At 68.1% G+C, this 15,783-nt stretch carries 12 protein-coding genes; 2 read left to right on the top strand and 10 right to left on the bottom strand.

The window, feature by feature from the left end; genetic code table 11:
• On the top strand, positions 1-1,250 hold a 1,250-nt coding region (locus U9979_RS16305), incomplete at its 5' end, for an ATP-binding protein (RefSeq protein WP_322780056.1).
• Positions 1,251-1,414: 164 nt separating this feature from the next.
• Here the strand turns inward: U9979_RS16305 and U9979_RS16300 are convergent.
• The 10 genes from U9979_RS16300 to U9979_RS16260 all read right to left on the bottom strand — a co-directional run bounded on the left by U9979_RS16300 (position 1,415) and on the right by U9979_RS16260 (position 12,633).
• On the bottom strand, positions 1,415-1,819 hold the full coding sequence (locus tag U9979_RS16300; RefSeq protein ID WP_322752260.1) for a type II toxin-antitoxin system VapC family toxin: 405 nt from the start codon (positions 1,817-1,819) through the stop codon (positions 1,415-1,417).
• Entirely contained in the window at positions 1,816-2,097 is a 282-nt protein-coding gene (locus tag U9979_RS16295) for a type II toxin-antitoxin system Phd/YefM family antitoxin (RefSeq protein ID WP_322751780.1), read from the bottom strand. Before U9979_RS16295 ends, U9979_RS16300 begins: the two co-directional genes overlap by 4 nt.
• Before the next feature lie 64 nt (positions 2,098-2,161).
• The gene (locus tag U9979_RS16290) at positions 2,162-2,884 is read right to left on the bottom strand and encodes a response regulator (protein WP_322780055.1); all 723 of its coding nucleotides are present in this window, start codon (positions 2,882-2,884) and stop codon (positions 2,162-2,164) included.
• Entirely contained in the window at positions 2,881-5,463 is a 2,583-nt protein-coding gene (locus tag U9979_RS16285; protein WP_322780054.1) for a sensor histidine kinase KdpD, read from the bottom strand. Before U9979_RS16285 ends, U9979_RS16290 begins: the two co-directional genes overlap by 4 nt.
• Positions 5,464-5,471: 8 nt before the next feature.
• On the bottom strand, positions 5,472-6,356 hold the full coding sequence (locus U9979_RS16280; protein ID WP_322780057.1) for a potassium-transporting ATPase subunit C: 885 nt from the start codon (positions 6,354-6,356) through the stop codon (positions 5,472-5,474).
• Between the two features lie 20 nt (positions 6,357-6,376).
• On the bottom strand, positions 6,377-8,596 hold the full coding sequence (kdpB, locus tag U9979_RS16275; RefSeq protein WP_322752264.1) for a potassium-transporting ATPase subunit KdpB: 2,220 nt from the start codon (positions 8,594-8,596) through the stop codon (positions 6,377-6,379).
• A 61-nt stretch (positions 8,597-8,657) separates the two neighbouring features.
• Positions 8,658-10,319: a potassium-transporting ATPase subunit KdpA gene (gene kdpA, locus U9979_RS16270; protein WP_322780053.1), complete on the bottom strand. Its 1,662-nt coding sequence runs from the start codon at positions 10,317-10,319 to the stop codon at positions 8,658-8,660.
• 75 nt (positions 10,320-10,394) lie between these two features.
• Positions 10,395-10,484: a K(+)-transporting ATPase subunit F gene (gene kdpF / locus U9979_RS25275; protein WP_322747372.1), complete on the bottom strand. Its 90-nt coding sequence runs from the start codon at positions 10,482-10,484 to the stop codon at positions 10,395-10,397.
• A gap of 363 nt (positions 10,485-10,847) precedes the next feature.
• Entirely contained in the window at positions 10,848-11,720 is an 873-nt protein-coding gene (locus U9979_RS16265) for an acyl-CoA thioesterase II (RefSeq protein WP_322747371.1), read from the bottom strand.
• A gap of 10 nt (positions 11,721-11,730) precedes the next feature.
• Positions 11,731-12,633 (bottom strand): FadR/GntR family transcriptional regulator, encoded by a 903-nt coding sequence (locus U9979_RS16260; RefSeq protein WP_322780052.1) that lies wholly within the window; start codon positions 12,631-12,633, stop codon positions 11,731-11,733.
• A gap of 486 nt (positions 12,634-13,119) precedes the next feature.
• Between U9979_RS16260 and U9979_RS16255 the strand changes: the two genes are divergently transcribed.
• Positions 13,120-15,735 carry a carboxylate--amine ligase/circularly permuted type 2 ATP-grasp protein gene (locus tag U9979_RS16255; protein ID WP_322780051.1) on the top strand — a complete coding sequence of 872 codons (2,616 nt, stop codon included), beginning with the start codon at positions 13,120-13,122 and terminating at the stop codon, positions 15,733-15,735.
• The last annotated feature ends 48 nt before the right edge of the window (positions 15,736-15,783 follow it).

Here is a 15,783-nt window from a genome sequence, read left to right as displayed (position 1 = left end):
ACTACTTCACGGCTCCCGTGCACCGCTGGACGATCGCCGAACGTAACAATACCTTCGCGCTCGCCGCGTTCGTGCTCGTCGGGATCATGGTCAGCAGGGTTGTGGACCTCGCCGCACGCCGGTACGCCCTGGCGGCGCGGGCCTCCGCCGAGGCCGCGACCCTGTCCGTACTCGCCGGCAGCGTCCTGCGTGGCGAGGATGCGCTTCCGGCGCTGCTCGAACGGGTGCGGGAGACCTTCGGGATGACGGCCGCCACCCTCCTGGAACGCTCCGAGCAGCACTCCGGCGCCGGCCGCGACAGCGGTAGCGCCCGCGAGTGGCGGGTCGTTCACAGCATCGGGACTGATCCGTGCACCCGGCCCGAAGCCGGTGACGTGGACGTCCCCGTCGGGGACAACCTCGCTCTTGTACTGCGCGGACGGCCACTGCCCGCCGCGGACCGTCGGATACTCGCCGCGTTCGCCGCGCAGGCCGCGCTCGCACTGGAACAGCGCCGCCTCACCGAAGCCGCCGCCGAGGCCGGCCCGCTGGCTGAGGCCGACCGGGTACGTACCGCTCTGCTCACCGCGGTCAGCCATGATCTGCGCACACCGCTCGCCTCGGCCAAGGCCGCCATTTCCGGGCTGCGCGGGCGGGACATCCGCTGGACCGAGGCCGAACAGGCGGAGCTGCTCGCGACTGCCGATGAGTCCATGGACAAGCTCACCCGCCTTGTCGACAACCTCCTCGACATGAGCCGGCTGCAGGCTGGCGCGCTCAGCGTCTTCCCCCGGCCGGTCGGCGTCGACGACGTCATCCCACACGCCCTCGACGAGCTCGGCCCGCCGGCTCGCAGCGTGGAGATCCAGGTGCCCGACGATCTGCCCGACATCCACGCAGACCCCGCGCTCCTCGAGCGGGTGCTGGTCAACCTCGTCTCCAACGCACAACGACACTCCCCCGAGGGGACCCATCCGGTCATCACCGCGAGCGCGCTCGCCGATCGGGTCGAAATTCGCGTCATCGACCGCGGGCCGGGCATCCCGGCGGAGAACCGGGACCGGGTCTTTCAACCCTTCCAGCGTCTCGGTGACCGGGACAACGCCACCGGCGTCGGCCTGGGCCTCGCGTTGTCCCGTGGCCTGACCGAGGCCATGGGTGGTTCGCTGACCACGGACGACACCCCCGGCGGCGGGCTCACGATGGTGTTGTCCCTGCCCGCCGCATGGTCGGTCCAGCAGCCGGTTCCCGCTACGGTCGCCGCGGGCTGACTCGCCAACCGGCTGGGCTCTGCGTCACGCGTGCGTGCGTCCCTGCGGAGGGGTCGGTGGAAAAAGTTGCTATAGCCGCCGTTTCTACCTACGCCCGGCCGTCGGCGACACGAGGCTTAGGTAGTTTTCGTCACCATAACGGCGCTTTCTACCGACGCTTCCGGTCAGGATGGTGCGCTCACCGGGAAGCCGAGATCAGTGGCGGCGGCGGCCAGCTCCCGGTCGTAGGTCACGAAGTCGGTCAGCTCGCCGCGGAACGGGTCCGCGCTGGCCAGGTGGATGGCGTCAAGCGAACCCAACCTCGCAACGCGGTAGGCAATGGCGCGGGCGAGCACGGTGCTGGTGACGTCCACGAGATACACGCCTCGCAGGGCCTGGCCCATGAAATAGGGCACCCGCTGGTGGTCGGCACCCGCGCGTAACAAGGTACGGGTGATCTCCAGCTGGGTCAGTCCGCTGGTGACCAGTTCGGTCCCTTCCGCAAGCAACCCACGCCAGGTCCGCAGCGCCGCGGTCTCCCTCTCCTGCTTGATGAACTTCAGCAGGGCGCAGGCGTCGAAATAGATCAACGACTGCGCTCCCGGTCCCGGTCCGCGACGAGGATCTCGGCCAGGCTCTCGACGGCTGGCACCAGATCGGGGATCACATCCGGCATGCCCCGCTCGGCGGGGGCGCTGGCGTCGCCGGTGGCGACCATCCGCTGGAGAGCGCCCGGCTGCTCGACCTCGGGCACCATACGTAGTACCGGCTTGCCGCGGTCCGTGACAACGATCGAGACTCCGGAGCGCACCAGGGCCACTGCCTTGGAAGGGTTCTGATTGAGTTCTCGTAGTCCGATGGTTTCCACGCGTCAAACGTACCTACATTATGTAGATACATCAAGTGCCGCGAAGACCTTCATCGTGGGGTGGTCAGGGCTGGAACCGGTAACCCATGCCGGGTTCGGTGATGAAGTGGCGGGGGCGCGCGGGGGTCGGCTCAAGTTTGCGGCGCAGTCGTCCCATGTACTCGCGCAGGTAGTGGCTTTGTTCCTTGGGAGAGGGTCCGCCGGTGTGGGGGAGAAGCTGCCGATAGGTGATCAGCTTCTCGGGGTTGCGGAGCAGGACGTCGAGCAGGTGCCATTCGGTGGGGGTGAGCCGGATGGTTACCGGGCCGGTGCGCTCGGGGCTGTCGGCATCCTCGTCGCCGCCAACGCCGGGCCGACGGGTGACCTGTCGGGCGCCCAGGTCGATGATGTAGGCGCCGACCGTTGCCGTGGGCGCCTCCGTGGCCGTCGGCGTTCGGCGGGCCACCGCACGTAGTCGGGCGAGGAGCTCGTCGACGCGGAAGGGTTTGGTGACGTAGTCGTCGGCGCCGGCGTCGAGTGCGCCGATCTTGTCCGCGCTGCCGGTACGGCCGGACAGCACGATGATCGGCGTGCTGGTCCACCCGCGTAGGGCGTGGATGACCTCGGTTCCGTCGATGTCGGGCAGGCCCAGGTCGAGCAGGACGATGTCGGGCCGGCCGGTCTGCGCGGCGGCGAGAGCCTGGCGGCCTGCGACGGCGGTGGTGACGTCGTAGCCGCGGGCGTGCAGGGTGATGCGCAGTGCGCGCAGGATCTGCATGTCGTCGTCGACGATCAGAATGCGCGTCATACCTCATTATCCGAACTATCCGAACTATCCGACAGCGCGGTGTAGGGCGGCGCGGCGGGCAGCGACAGCACCATGGTAAGTCCTCCCCCAGGGGTTTCCTCGGGCGTGAGCTGCCCGTCCATCGCTTCGGTGAGCCCGCGCGACAGGGCGAGGCCGAGCCCGACGCCGGTGGTGTTGTCCCGGTCGCCCAGGCGCTGGAACGGGGCGAAGACGCGTTCGTGGTCGGCTTCGGGGATGCCGCGGCCACGGTCGATGACGCGTAGTTCGACCCGGTCACCGAGGGCGCTGGCGGTGATCAGGGGTGGCTGGCCAGCCGGGGAGTGGCGGACGGCGTTGGCCACCAGGTTGGCGATGACCCGTTCGAGCAGGGGCGGGTCGGCGTTGACTTCGGGGAGCGTCTCAGGTAGATCGACTTCGATGCTGTGCCCGGCTGGGCCGAGCTCGTCGAGTGCGCGCGGGACGATCTCGTCGAGCCCGACCCGCTGCCTGGACACCGCCAGCGCGCCGGCCTGCAGACGGCTCATGTCCAGGAGGTTTTCGACCAGTCGGGTCAGCCGGTCGAGGCTTTCGTCGGCGGTGGCGAGCAGATCGGTCTGTTCCTGGCGGGTCCAGAAGACGTCGGAGGCCCGCAGGCTGGACACCGCGGCCTTCGCCGATGCCAGGGGACTGCGCAGGTCGTGGCTGACCGCGCCCAGCAGGGCGGTGCGGGTGCGGTCGGTTTCGGCCAGGTCAGCGGCGTCGGCAGCCTGGGCGGCGAGCCGGTGGCGGTCCAACGCGACGGCGGCTTGGGCGGCGAACGCGGTCAGCACACTGCGGTCCGATCCCGCCACGACCCGGCCGCGCAACGCCAGGTGCAGATCCGCGCGGATGGGAATCTCGGTGTCGGCAGCCTGCGGTGTCGGGCACGGGTCGGGGCCGCTGACACCGACCACCACCCAGGTGTCGCCCGCCCGGGAGAGCCCGGTGTCCTGCCGTTCGAGCAGCGTGGCCGATGTCATCCCGAACGTCTCGCGGACCCGGTCGAGCACCGCGGACACGGCGTCCTGCCCCGCGACGAGGCTACCGGACAGGGTGGACAGTGTGTCCGCCTCGGCGCGAGCCCGTGCCGCGTCCCGGGTGCGGCGAGCGGCGATGTCGACAATGACGCTCACGGCGGTGGCGACCACCACGAACACGCCAAGCGCGAGGATGTTCTCCGTGTTGCGCATATAGAGCGTGTGCGGCGGATCTGTGAAGAACCAGTCGGCGAGCAGACTCGCACCGACCGCTGCGAACAGCGCCGGGTACAGGCCTCCGACAACCGCGACATTGACGATCATGGTGAGGTAGAGCAGCAGGTCACCGGCCAGGTCGACGTCGCCCCGCAGCCGGGTGAGCGCCACGGTGAGAGCGGGCAGGCCGACCGCGGCGAGGGCCGCCCCGATGATCCGGCGTCGGGGGGTGAGTCCACCGGTGAGCTCCGGTAGCCCGTGGTAGGTTCTGCCCGCCCGGTCGTGTGGGATCATGTGGACGTCGATCTTCCCGGAGCTGCGGATGACCTCGGCCGCCACCCCCCGGCCGCCGAGAACGGTGCCAAGCCAGCTGCGCCGGCTCGCGCCGAGCACAAGCTGGCTCGCATTCTCGCCGCGGGCGAACGCCAGCAGGGCTGCCGCGATGCTGTGCCCGATGACCTGGTGGTAGCTGCCGCCGAGGCTTTCGACCAACTCGCGTTGCTGTTGCAGTGTCTGCGCGGATGCGCTGATCAGACCGTCGCTGCGGGTGACGTGGACAGCGAGCAGTTCGCCGCCGGCGCGCGTGGCGATGCGGGCGCCGCGCCGGATGAGGGTTTCGCCTTCGGATCCGCCGGTGAGAGCGACGACGACCCGTTCGCGGGTTTCCCACCGGCGGGAGATGCCGTGCTCGGCACGGTAGGTGTCGAGCTGTTCGTCGACCTTGCCGGCCATCCACAGCAGCGCCAGTTCGCGCAGCGCCGTGAGGTTGCCGATCCGGAAGTAGTTCCCGAGTGCGGCGTCGATTTTCCCTGGGTCGTAGACGTTGCCGTGCGCCATCCGGCGGCGCAGCGCCTCCGGCGCCATGTCGACGAGCTCGACCTGGTCGGCGCGGCGCACGACCTCGTCGGGGACGGTTTCCCGTTGGGCCACCCCGGTGATCGCCTCGACGACGTCGTTGAGCGACTCCAGATGCTGGACGTTGACGGTGGACAGCACGTCGATGCCGGCGTCGAGCAGCTCCTCGACGTCCTGCCAGCGCTTCTCGTGACGGCTGCCGGGGATGTTGGTGTGGGCGAGCTCGTCGACGAGCGCGACCTGCGGGCGCCTGGCGAGCAGGGCGTCGAGGTCCAGCTCCGGGAAGGTCCGGTCCCGGTACGCCACCGCCCGCGGCTGGACGATCTCCAGACCGCCCAGCAGGTTCGCGGTGTGGACCCGCCCGTGGGTCTCGACGAGGCCCACCACCACGTCGGTTCCCCGCGCGGCCCGGCGGTGGGCCTCGTCCAGCATCGCGTACGTTTTCCCGACCCCGGGGGCCGCTCCAAGGTAGACCCGTAGCCGTCCCCGGCCCGGGTTTCGTGACCCAGCCATCCCTGCGGTCAGCTCGTACGCAGTTTGTCCAGGGCGAGGTTGAGCTCGACGACGTTGACAGTCGGCTCGCCGAGGAAGCCGAGCGCCCGGTGGGTGACATGGTCGTCGACGAGCCTGTGGACGACTGTCGGGTCGAGCCCGCGGGCCTTGGCGACCCGGGCCACCTGCAGGTCGGCGTAGGCGGGGGAGATGCCCGGGTCCAGACCGCTACCGGAGGCTGTCACGGCATCGGGCGGCACCGGGTTGCCCGCCGCATGGCCCGGGCCGGGCACGAGAACCTGCTTCCCCGCAGCATAGTCGTCACCGTACGTCGCGCATTGGACCGCAATCCCTTCGTAGGTGGCGAGGAACGGCCCGGCCGGACACTGCTCGTTCACGCTGACGACCTTGGTGATCGGCCCCGCATAGCCGGGGTCACGGTAGAACACCGACAGGACCGCGCCGACGCCTCCGGCCGTGCAGTAGGGACGCCGGCCGTCGACGCCTTCGAGGTCACCGACGGCCTTGCTGCGGCTGCACACCTGGGTGAGCAGGCTCTGTTTGCTCTCGTCGTCCTTGGTGGCAGGGTCGTCGAGGGCGTCGGTGACGCTTTCCGGACCGAGGTTGGACGCGGATGTCGCGGTGGGGTCGTAGCCCTCGCCCGCCGCGGACGGACGGGACTGGAAGTACGTCGGGATCGGGTTGCCGTTCGAGTCGGTGAACAACTGGCCGATCAGCGACGAACCGACGACGTGGCCGTCCGCAGCTTTGATCATCGAGCCGTCCGCCCGGTGCTTGAGGCCGGGTAGCTGGGCGATTGCGGTGATCGCCAGTGGATAGGCGATGCCGGTGATCACCGTGAGTACCAGGAGTACGCGCACGGCTGCGAACAGGTGTCGGAGCGAGCCGGGCATGCGTGACGAGACCACTGTGATCACCGAATTCCGGGGATGAACTGGATGACCAGGTCGATCAGCTTGATCCCGAGGAACGGGATGACCAGGCCGCCCAGTCCGTAGATGTAGAGGTTGCGGCGCAGCATCGTCGCCGCGTTGCCCGGCGTGTAACGCACACCACGCAGGGCCAGCGGGATCAGCGCAATGATGATCAGTGCGTTGAAGATGACCGCGGACAGGATCGCGGACTGCGGGCTGTGCAGTCGCATGATGTTCAGTTTGTCCAGCCCCGGGTACACCGCCGCGAACATCGCCGGGATGATCGCGAAGTACTTGGCGACGTCGTTGGCGATCGAGAAGGTGGTGAGTGCTCCACGGGTGATGAGCAGCTGCTTGCCGATCTCGACGATCTCGATGAGCTTCGTCGGGTTGCTGTCGAGATCGACCATGTTTCCGGCTTCCTTGGCCGCGGACGTGCCGGTGTTCATGGCAACGCCGACGTCGGCCTGGGCGAGGGCGGGGGCGTCGTTGGTTCCGTCCCCGGTCATCGCGACGAGCTTGCCGCCCTCCTGCTCCCGTTTGATCAGGGCGAGCTTGTCTTCGGGGGTCGCTTCGGCCAGGAAGTCATCCACACCCGCCTCGTCGGCGATCGCCTTCGCGGTCAGCGGGTTGTCACCAGTGATCATGACGGTGCGGATACCCATGCTGCGCATCTCGTCGAAGCGTTCCCGCATGCCGGACTTGACGACATCCTTGAGCTGGATCACGCCGAGGACCCGCGCCGTCGGGCCGGAGCCGGCGTCCCCGGCCGAGCTGTCGGTCACCTCACCGACAACCAGCGGCGTCCCGCCGGACGCGGCGATGCCGTCGACAACCTCGCCCGTGCCGTCGGGCACCGGCCCACCATGGTTGCGGACCCACGTCAGCACCGCCGTTGCCGCGCCCTTGCGGATCTGGCGCCCACCGCCGGCATCCGGTCCGCCGCTGGTGAGGTTGACACCGGACATTCTGGTCTGCGCGGTGAACGGCACAAACGTGGCGGTGGACAGCTCGCCCGGAGTGCGCTCGCGCAGACCGTAGGTGCTCTTGGCGAAGACCACGATGGAGCGGCCCTCGGGGGTCTCGTCGGCGAGTGAGGACAGCTGCGCGGCATCGGCGAGCACCTGCTCGTCCACGTCCCCGACCGGGATGAAGGCGCGCGCCTCACGGTTGCCCAAAGTGATTGTCCCGGTCTTGTCCAGCAGCAGCGTGTTGACGTCGCCGGCCGCCTCGACGGCGCGACCACTCATGGCGAGCACGTTGCGTTGCACCAGCCTGTCCATGCCCGCGATGCCGATCGCCGAGAGCAGAGCGCCGATCGTCGTCGGGATCAGACAGACCACCAGCGACACCAGCACGATCCCGGTGACGCCGTTGGCGTTCAGGGCGGCGCTGTCGGGGATACCCGGCTGCTGAGCCTTCGAGAAGATAGCCAACGGCTGCAGGGTCGCGACCGCGAGCAGGAAGATGATGGTCAAAGACGCCAGCAGGATGTTGAGCGCGATCTCGTTCGGCGTCTTCTGTCGGTTCGCCCCCTCCACGAGAGAGATCATCCGGTCGATGAAACTCTCGCCGGGCCGCTGGGTGATCTCTATGATGATCTGGTCGGACAGCACCCGGGTACCACCGGTCACCGCGGACCGGTCGCCACCCGACTCGCGGATCACCGGCGCGGACTCGCCGGTGATGGCGGACTCGTCGACGCTCGCGATGCCGTCGATGACGTCACCGTCACCGGGGATGAACTCGCCTGCTTCGACCACCACCCGATCGCCCTTGAGCAGGCTCGGCGCGGGTACCCGCTCGATCCGTGCCGTGCCGAGGTCCGTGCCGGGCTTCCAGTCGATCAGTCGGCGGGCAACGGTGTCCGTCTTCGCCTTGCGCAGCGCGTCGGCCTGTGCCTTTCCTCGGCCTTCGGCAACCGCTTCGGCCAGGTTCGCGAACAGTCCGGTCAGCCACAACCAGATGACGATCAGCCAGGCGAACGTGCTGGGGTCGCGGATCGCCAGCACCGTGGTGAACACGGCGCCGATCTCGACGATGAACATGACCGGGTTACGCCACAGGGTGGTCGGGTTCAGCTTTCTGATGGCGTCCGGAGCCGAGCGCCAGAGCATCCTGGGGTCGAGCAGGCCACCCTGGACCCGCCGGGCCGATCGGGTGGTGTCCGGATCCTGCGCCGGATCCGCGGAGTTTCTGTTCACAGTGGTCGTGGACATCCGTATTCCTCTTTTTGGGCCTCCGGCCGCGCGAAAGAACCATTCTCGCGCGGCCTTTGGCCTAGTGGAGACCTTCCGCCAACGGTCCGAGCGCAATAGCCGGGAAGTAGGTCAGCGCGACGACGATGATTGCCACGCCTGTCACCAGGCCGACGAACAACGGCCGGTGGGTGGGCAGCGTGCCGGCCGACGCGGGAACGGGTTTCTGCCGGGCCAGACTGCCCGCCAGTCCGAGCGCGAACACCATCGGCAGGAAGCGCGCGGCGAGCATGGATATACCCAGCGCCGTGTTCCACCACGTCGTGTTCACCGAGATGCCCGCGAATGCGGACCCATTGTTGTTCCCCGCGGACGTCGCCGCGTACAGCACCTCGGACAATCCGTGGGAGCCGGAGTTCAGCATAGTGGCCCGCTCGCCGGGCAGGGCCATCGCCAGTGCCGTGACCACCAGGACGAACGTCGGTGTGGTCAGAATGTAGAGGGAGGCGAACTTCACCTCCCGGCCGGAGATTTTCTTGCCGAGGTACTCCGGCGTTCGTCCGATCATCAGGCCACCGATGAACACGGCGAGCACCGCGAGAATGAGGATGCCGTACAGGCCCGATCCGGTACCGCCCGGAGCGATCTCCCCGAGCATCATGTTCAGCAACAGGACCGCGCCGCCGAGGCTCGTGTAGGAGTCATGAAAGGAATTCACCGCGCCGGTCGAGGTCAGCGTCGTCGCGGATGCGAAGGTTGCCGAGTCGGGTATGCCGAAACGTGTCTCGGTGCCTTCGACCGACGCGCCCACAGCGGTGGGGACCGTGCCGTGATGGGCCATCTGCAGACCGTTCACCAGGAACATGCTGGCCAGTGCGAGCACGACCATGACGGAGACGATCGCCAGGCCCTGACGGGTGTCACCGACCATCTTCCCGAAGGTCCGCGGCAGCGAGAAACCGATCGACAGCAGCAGGTAGATCTGCAGCCAGTTGGTCCAGTTCGTCGGGTTCTCGAAGGGGTGCGCGGAGTTGGCGTTGTAGAAGCCGCCACCGTTCGTCCCGAACTCCTTGATGATTTCCTGGCTCGCGACCGGTCCACCGGTCACCGACTGATTACCACCGGCGATGGTCGTGACCGTCTGGACGTGGTGGAAGTTCTGGACGACCCCACCCGCGATCAGTACGACCGCGCCGATCACACAGATCGGGAGCAGGATGCGGACGACGGTGCGGATGAGGTCCACCCAGAAGTTGCCGAGCTGGTCGGTACGGCTGCGGGCGAAGCCGCGGACCAGCGCGATCGCCACCGCGATGCCGACCGCCGCGCTGGTGAAGTTCTGTACCGCGAGCCCGGACATCTGTACGAGATAACCGAGCGTCGACTCACCCGAGTACGACTGCCAGTTGGTGTTCGTGACGAAGCTGGTTGCCGTGTTGAATGCCTGCCCCTGTTCCATCCCGGCGAAACCGAGGCTGAGCAGCAGATGGCCCTGTAGCCGAAGAAATGCGTACAGGAACAGCACGGAAACAAAGGAGAAGGCTAGCACACTGCGCAGATAGGTGCTCCATCGCTGCTCGGCGTCTGGATCGACGCCGACCACCCGATAGATCACTTTTTCGGCCCGCAGATGATGCCCGGTCGTATAAACTCGGGCCATATAGTCGCCAAACGGCCGGTAGGTCAGACCCAGCGCGATGGCGAGGGTGGCGACGAAGATAATCCCCGCCGTCGTGGTGTTCATTGCGCAACCCCTTGCGGCCGCCGGCGGCACCGGGGAGATCCATGATGGACCCGCGGTGCGTCGCCGTTGGTCAGGTTAGAACTTCTCTGGAAACAAAAGGGCGATGACAAGGAAGATCGTGAGCGCGACCGCCAGGATCAAACCGGTCAGGTTCTCAGCGGTCACAGTTTCTCCACCCCTCGTACGACCAGCCCCAGCACGGCGAATATCGCGACGGTGAGGACGACGAACATCAGGTCACGCACGGCAGATCCTTCCAGCGTGGCAGGGGTCCCGGAGACCTCAAGGGAACCGAGTATCGACCCGGCGGGAATCGGGGACCAGCGGCTTTGACGCCCTGATGACGCCTCGCCCGGAAAGTTCGACGGGTCGTCGACACGGTTGACGTCGGTCGGTGGCGGCGTGGGAGCATGTCGCAGACGCCGAACGGCTCCGACCGCGGGACGTCGCGAGCCGCGCGCGTCCTGTTGTCGGAGCCGTTGAAAAAGGTAAAAAACGGAAAGTTGGAGCAGTCGGGCAGCGCCGGCCTCAGCGAGCCAGCCGCATCAGGCCCTCCTGTGCAACGGAGACGACGAGCCGGCCATCGGTTGTGTAGATCTCACCGCGAGCGAAGCCACGTTCCCCGGACGCCGACGGACTGTCCTGGATGTAGAGGAGCCATTCATCCGCGCGGAACGGTCGATGGAACCACATCGCGTGGTCCAGGCTCGCCAATGAAATTCTCGGCCCCGCCGGCGTCCGATGCGGGAGCACGGTTGTCGTGATCAGGTGGAGGTCCGAGGCGTATGCGACCGCACAGGCGTGGTAGAGCGGGTCGTCGGGTAGCACCCCCCGGGCACGGAACCACCGCCGCTGGTGGGGAGCACGGGGATCCCCGAGGTAGGAGATGACGGGCGGCTCTATGGAGCCGTCCTGGGCGCTCGTCGCGATCGGCAGGACATCCAGATAGCGCAGGAAGAACGGCTCGACACCCCCATTGTCGGCGAAGATCTCATCGGGTGGCGTGGCGGTGTCATCGGGCAGCGGTGTCGGGGGCATCGCCGACTGGTGCTCGAAGCCATCCACCGTATGATGGAACGACGCGGACATGTTGAAGATGGCCTTGCCGTGCTGGATGGCGACCACACGCCGGGTCGTGAAGGACCGCCCGTCACGAATCGGGTCGACCTCATAGATGATCGGCGCTGTTGGATCACCCGGTAGCAGGAAATAGGCGTGCAGCGAGTGCACCGGGCGATCGGCGGCGACGGTCCGACCAGCGGCGATCAGTGCCTGTGCCGCCACATGGCCGCCGAATACCCTGGTCGGCGCGGTGTGCCAGGACCAGCCGCGGAAGATGTTGGTTTCGATGCGGTCGAGGGTGAGGACCTCGGCCAGGGAGTCAGTCTCGGCGCGGGTCACCTGATCGACGTTACCTACCTGACGTGGGAACTCCCCCCAACAGGTCGAGGACTGTGGCCTGGTCGTGTCCGGCGAAGGGGTTTGTCGCCAGGAGGTGACGCCGCCACAGGTCCTCGGCGGCGGCTGCTTGGCCGGCTTCGATCAGGGCCACCAACTCCCGGTGTGGGCGGTGGTTGGCCACACCGGCCGGACCTGCTCCTCCAGGCGCACCAGGCGGGGCCGGCGCGGCCGGCGTGTTGTCGGGGACCGATCCGCTGCCCTGCGCGAGGCTGACGATATGGCGGAGCATGCCGGCAAGCACGAGCAGGGTCTGGTTGCCGGCGAGCTCGATCAGTAGGCCGCGGAAGTCGGTGTCCGCGGCCTGTAGCTGGCTGTGGTTGTCGTCGGCGGCCTCGACCGCAGTGAGGGCCGCCCGGAGCTCGGTGAGATCGTCATCTGTGTGGCGCTCGGCGATCTGGCGGACACAGGGCGGCTCGATGAGGGCCCTGGCCTGGTGGATGTCAGCGAGGGTCGTGCCGCGGTGTTCCAGGACCAGCGCCGCGTAGCGGGCGGCCACGTCACCGTTGGGTGTATGGACGCGGGCCCCGCCATGGGCGCCCCGGCGCACGCTGATCAGCGCTTCGGACTCCAGGACCCGGAACGCCTCGCGCAGCGTAGGGCGCGAGACACCGAACTGTTCCATCAACACGGCTTCCGGGGGAAGAGCATCGCCTTCGACCAGTTCACCCCGCACTACCTGGCGCCGCAGGTGCGCCGCGACCAGCTCGGCGGTCTTGGGGACGCGTACCTGCCTGCCGATGCGGCCCTCGCCGATCACCGCTCCGCCCGTGCCGGCGGCCTCTGCCGGCTTTGCCGGCGCGGAGATGCCGACCGGTCCGGTCGTCGCGATCTCGGTTGCGTTCAGTAACGCCATGACGGTCGGCCCCCCAGAGACATCCAGCTGCAGGCGGACGGGGCAAGCTCCCGTGGTCGCACGTCAGCACCCTTCATTCGGAAGATCATGTTGCCGGCGCTGGCGATGTCACCAGAAGTGCCGGCGAGGTTGCATTGTGACATCACAAGGGGGCGGTGTGTACGAGGGGTGGTTAGATGGCCGCGAAACGGCGAAATTTTGCCGTTGATTGTCATAGTTGTATACTGATGGCGACCATGCGGACACCTCTCCTCGCACCGTTTCGGACCGGCCCTGGCTCCCCGGTCTTCCGCCGGTTCGCGACGTTCCCGTTGACATTCGTGCGTGCCGGCGCGGGTTCAGCGGTCGTATCGGGGGTCCTGGTTGTGCGGGGAAACCGTTACAGGCAGCCAACCTGTGTGGACACATCCGAAAGTCTGCCCGGTATCAACGATCGGACAGGGCGAGACGTGCTTCTGTAGCCGAATGGCCGTAGCGTCGTCATCCATGAGCGACGACCGAATCGCGACTGTCGGCGTCGAGGAGGAGTTTCACATCCTCGATCTCGCGTCCCGCCAACTCGTACCGCGGGCCGGCGCGATCCTTGACCGCCTTCCAGCCGACCGCTTCGCCGCAGAGCTGTTGAAGTCCGTGGTGGAAACCAACAGCCGTCCCTGTACCGATCTTCTCGACTTGCGTGCCGACCTGGTGGACCTGCGGCGTGAACTCGCGGCAGTCGCGCAACCGCTCGGCCTCGGTCCCGCGGCCGCGGGAACTGTTCCGCTGGTCGATCCGGACGTGCTGGGGATCAGCCGCGACCCGCGGTATGAACAGATGCTCGCCGAGTATCAGCTGCTGGCCCGGGAGCAGTTGATCTGCGGTGCCCAGGTGCACGTGGACGTCGCGGACCGCGACCTCGCGATGGCGGTGGTCGCGTGGGTCGCGCCGTGGCTGCCGATGTTGCTGGCGCTGTCGGCGAGTTCCCCCTACTGGAAGGGTGTGGACAGCGGCTACGAGAGCGTCCGGACCTTGGTCTGGCAACGATGGCCGACCGCCGGCGTTGCCGGTTCGTTCAGCACCGCGGCCGAATACGATCAACTGGTCGCGGATCTGATCAAATCCGGGGTGATCAGCGATCCGGGCATGGTCTACTTCGACGTCCGTCCATCGGCGCACCTACCCACGGTCGAACTGCGCATCTGTGACGCATGTCCGGACGTCGACAACGTCATCCTCATCGCCGGCCTGTTCCGCGCGCTCGTCCGGCGGGCCACGCTCGCGATCGGGATCGGTGCGCCGGCACCGCCGCCACGGACCGAACTGCTGCGGGCGGCCACCTGGCGGGCGGCTCGCTCCGGGATCGAGGGCGACCTCGTCGATGTGGCCGGTGCGGGTCCGGTACCGGCGCACGACCTGCTGCGCCGACTGATGGACGAGGTCCGAGCCGAGCTGGAGCACGCTGGTGACTGGGAGTTGGTGACCGATCTCGCCCAGCAGGCGATCGGACGTGGCGGCGCCGCGGCCCGGCAGCGGCGGGCCTTCGCCCGGCGCGAGCGGTTGGCCGACGTCGCGGACCTCATCCTGGCCGAAACGCGTGACGCTCCGTTTGTCCCGTCGGCGTCGGCGTCTGGGTCTGGGTCGGTACCCGCGAGCACGCTCGCCGGTACGCCACGGTCCACCCCCGCGGGCGAGGCGAGCCTGCTTCACGGGTACTGCCCCGACGGCTTCGACGAGGTGGTCGACTCCGATGGCACGGTCCGTGCCCCGTACCGGACCGTGATGCGGACCCTGGACCGTCTCGGGCCGGCGGTGCTGACCGAACGCGCCGAGGCGCGAGGCGTCGAGCAGGTCCTGCGCGGGGTGGTGTTCCGGGTGACCGGCGAGGACGCTGCGCGGCCGTTTCCCTTCGATCTGGTGCCACGTATCGTCGAGGCCGCGGACTGGTCGCGGCTGCGGACGGGTCTGGCGCAGCGCGTCAGGGCACTCGAGGCCTTCCTGCACGACGCCTATGGCGAGCAGGCGGCCGTCGGCGACGGTGTGGTCCCGGCCTGGACGGTGCGTGACGCGCCCGGTATGCGGGCCGCCGGATTCGCGGTGCCCGCGGATGCCGTGCGGGCCAGCGTCACCGGCATCGACCTGGTGCGCGATGCCGACGGGAACTGGTTCGTTCTTGAGGACAACCTGCGGGTTCCCTCCGGAGTCGCCTATGCCATCGAAGGGCGGCGGCTGACCTGCTCGGTGCTGCCCGATCTGGTCCCGCCCGGCGGGATCGCCGGGCTCGACGGTGTACCCGCGCTCCTGCACGAGGCCCTCGTCGCGGCCGCTCCCACCCGGGCGACGGGGGAGCCGACGATCGCAGTGCTCACCGACGGGTCGGACAACTCGGCCCACTTCGAGCACGCCCTGTTGGCAGAGGAGATGGGGGTGGCGCTCGTCGAACCGGGCGACCTCCTCGTCGAGGACGGCCCGGCAGGCAGCGTGGTCCACCGTCTCGACCGGGGTCGACCTCGGCGGGTCGACGTCCTGTACCGGCGTTTTGACGAGGACGAGCTGGCCACCGCCGTGGCCGCCGACGGCCTGCCGCTCGGGCCGGCCCTGATCAGAGCGGTTCAAGCGGGAACGCTCAGCCTGGCGAACGCGCCTGGTAACGGTGTCGCCGACGACAAGGTGCTCTACGCCTATGTACCACTTCTGATCAAGTACTACCTGGGCGAAAAACCCGTACTCGACGATGTCATGACCTACGTCTGCGGCGATCCTGAGCAGTGCGCGTACGTGCTCGATCATCTGGACGAGTTGGTGATCAAACCGGCTGACGGGTACGGCGGGGACGGCGTACTGATCGGTCCGCGGGCGGACGCCGCTGAGCTCGCGACCGCCCGCCGACGCATCCTGGCTGAGCCGCGCCGCTGGATCGGCCAGGAGCTGGTGCGGCTGTCGACCCATCCAACCTGGCACGACGGTCGTTTCCAGCCGTGCTCGGTCGACCTGCGCGCCTTCGTCTACCTGGGCGCGGAGGCGGTGGTCATACCGGCGGCGCTGACCCGGGTCGCACCGGTCGGCAGCCTGATCGTCAACTCGTCCCGCGGCGGTGGTTCCAAGGACACCTGGCTACCGCGCTAGGGCCTTCCTGTTCGCAACGGTGGCGTCATCTGCTGGAAACGCCGGGCA

Origin of the sequence: Protofrankia sp. Cas4 (assembly GCF_963555915.1) — a bacterium.
In the GTDB taxonomy this organism is placed as follows: domain Bacteria; phylum Actinomycetota; class Actinomycetes; order Frankiales; family Frankiaceae; genus Protofrankia.
The sequence above is the reverse complement of the archived record's forward strand: the minus strand, read 5'-3'. Positions and strand labels throughout refer to the sequence as shown.

Bases quoted from the DNA above. Each gene is read 5' to 3' on its own strand.
- U9979_RS16290 (WP_322780055.1), bottom strand. From the start codon at position 2,884: ATGACGCGCATTCTGATCGTCGACGACGACATGCAGATCCTGCGCGCA.
- U9979_RS16285 (WP_322780054.1), bottom strand. From the start codon at position 5,463: ATGGCTGGGTCACGAAACCCGGGCCGGGGACGGCTACGGGTCTACCTT.
- U9979_RS16280 (WP_322780057.1), bottom strand. From the start codon at position 6,356: ATGCCCGGCTCGCTCCGACACCTGTTCGCAGCCGTGCGCGTACTCCTG.
- kdpB (WP_322752264.1), bottom strand. From the start codon at position 8,596: ATGTCCACGACCACTGTGAACAGAAACTCCGCGGATCCGGCGCAGGAT.
- kdpA (WP_322780053.1), bottom strand. From the start codon at position 10,319: ATGAACACCACGACGGCGGGGATTATCTTCGTCGCCACCCTCGCCATC.
- U9979_RS16260 (WP_322780052.1), bottom strand. From the start codon at position 12,633: ATGGCGTTACTGAACGCAACCGAGATCGCGACGACCGGACCGGTCGGC.
- U9979_RS16255 (WP_322780051.1), top strand. From the start codon at position 13,120: ATGAGCGACGACCGAATCGCGACTGTCGGCGTCGAGGAGGAGTTTCAC.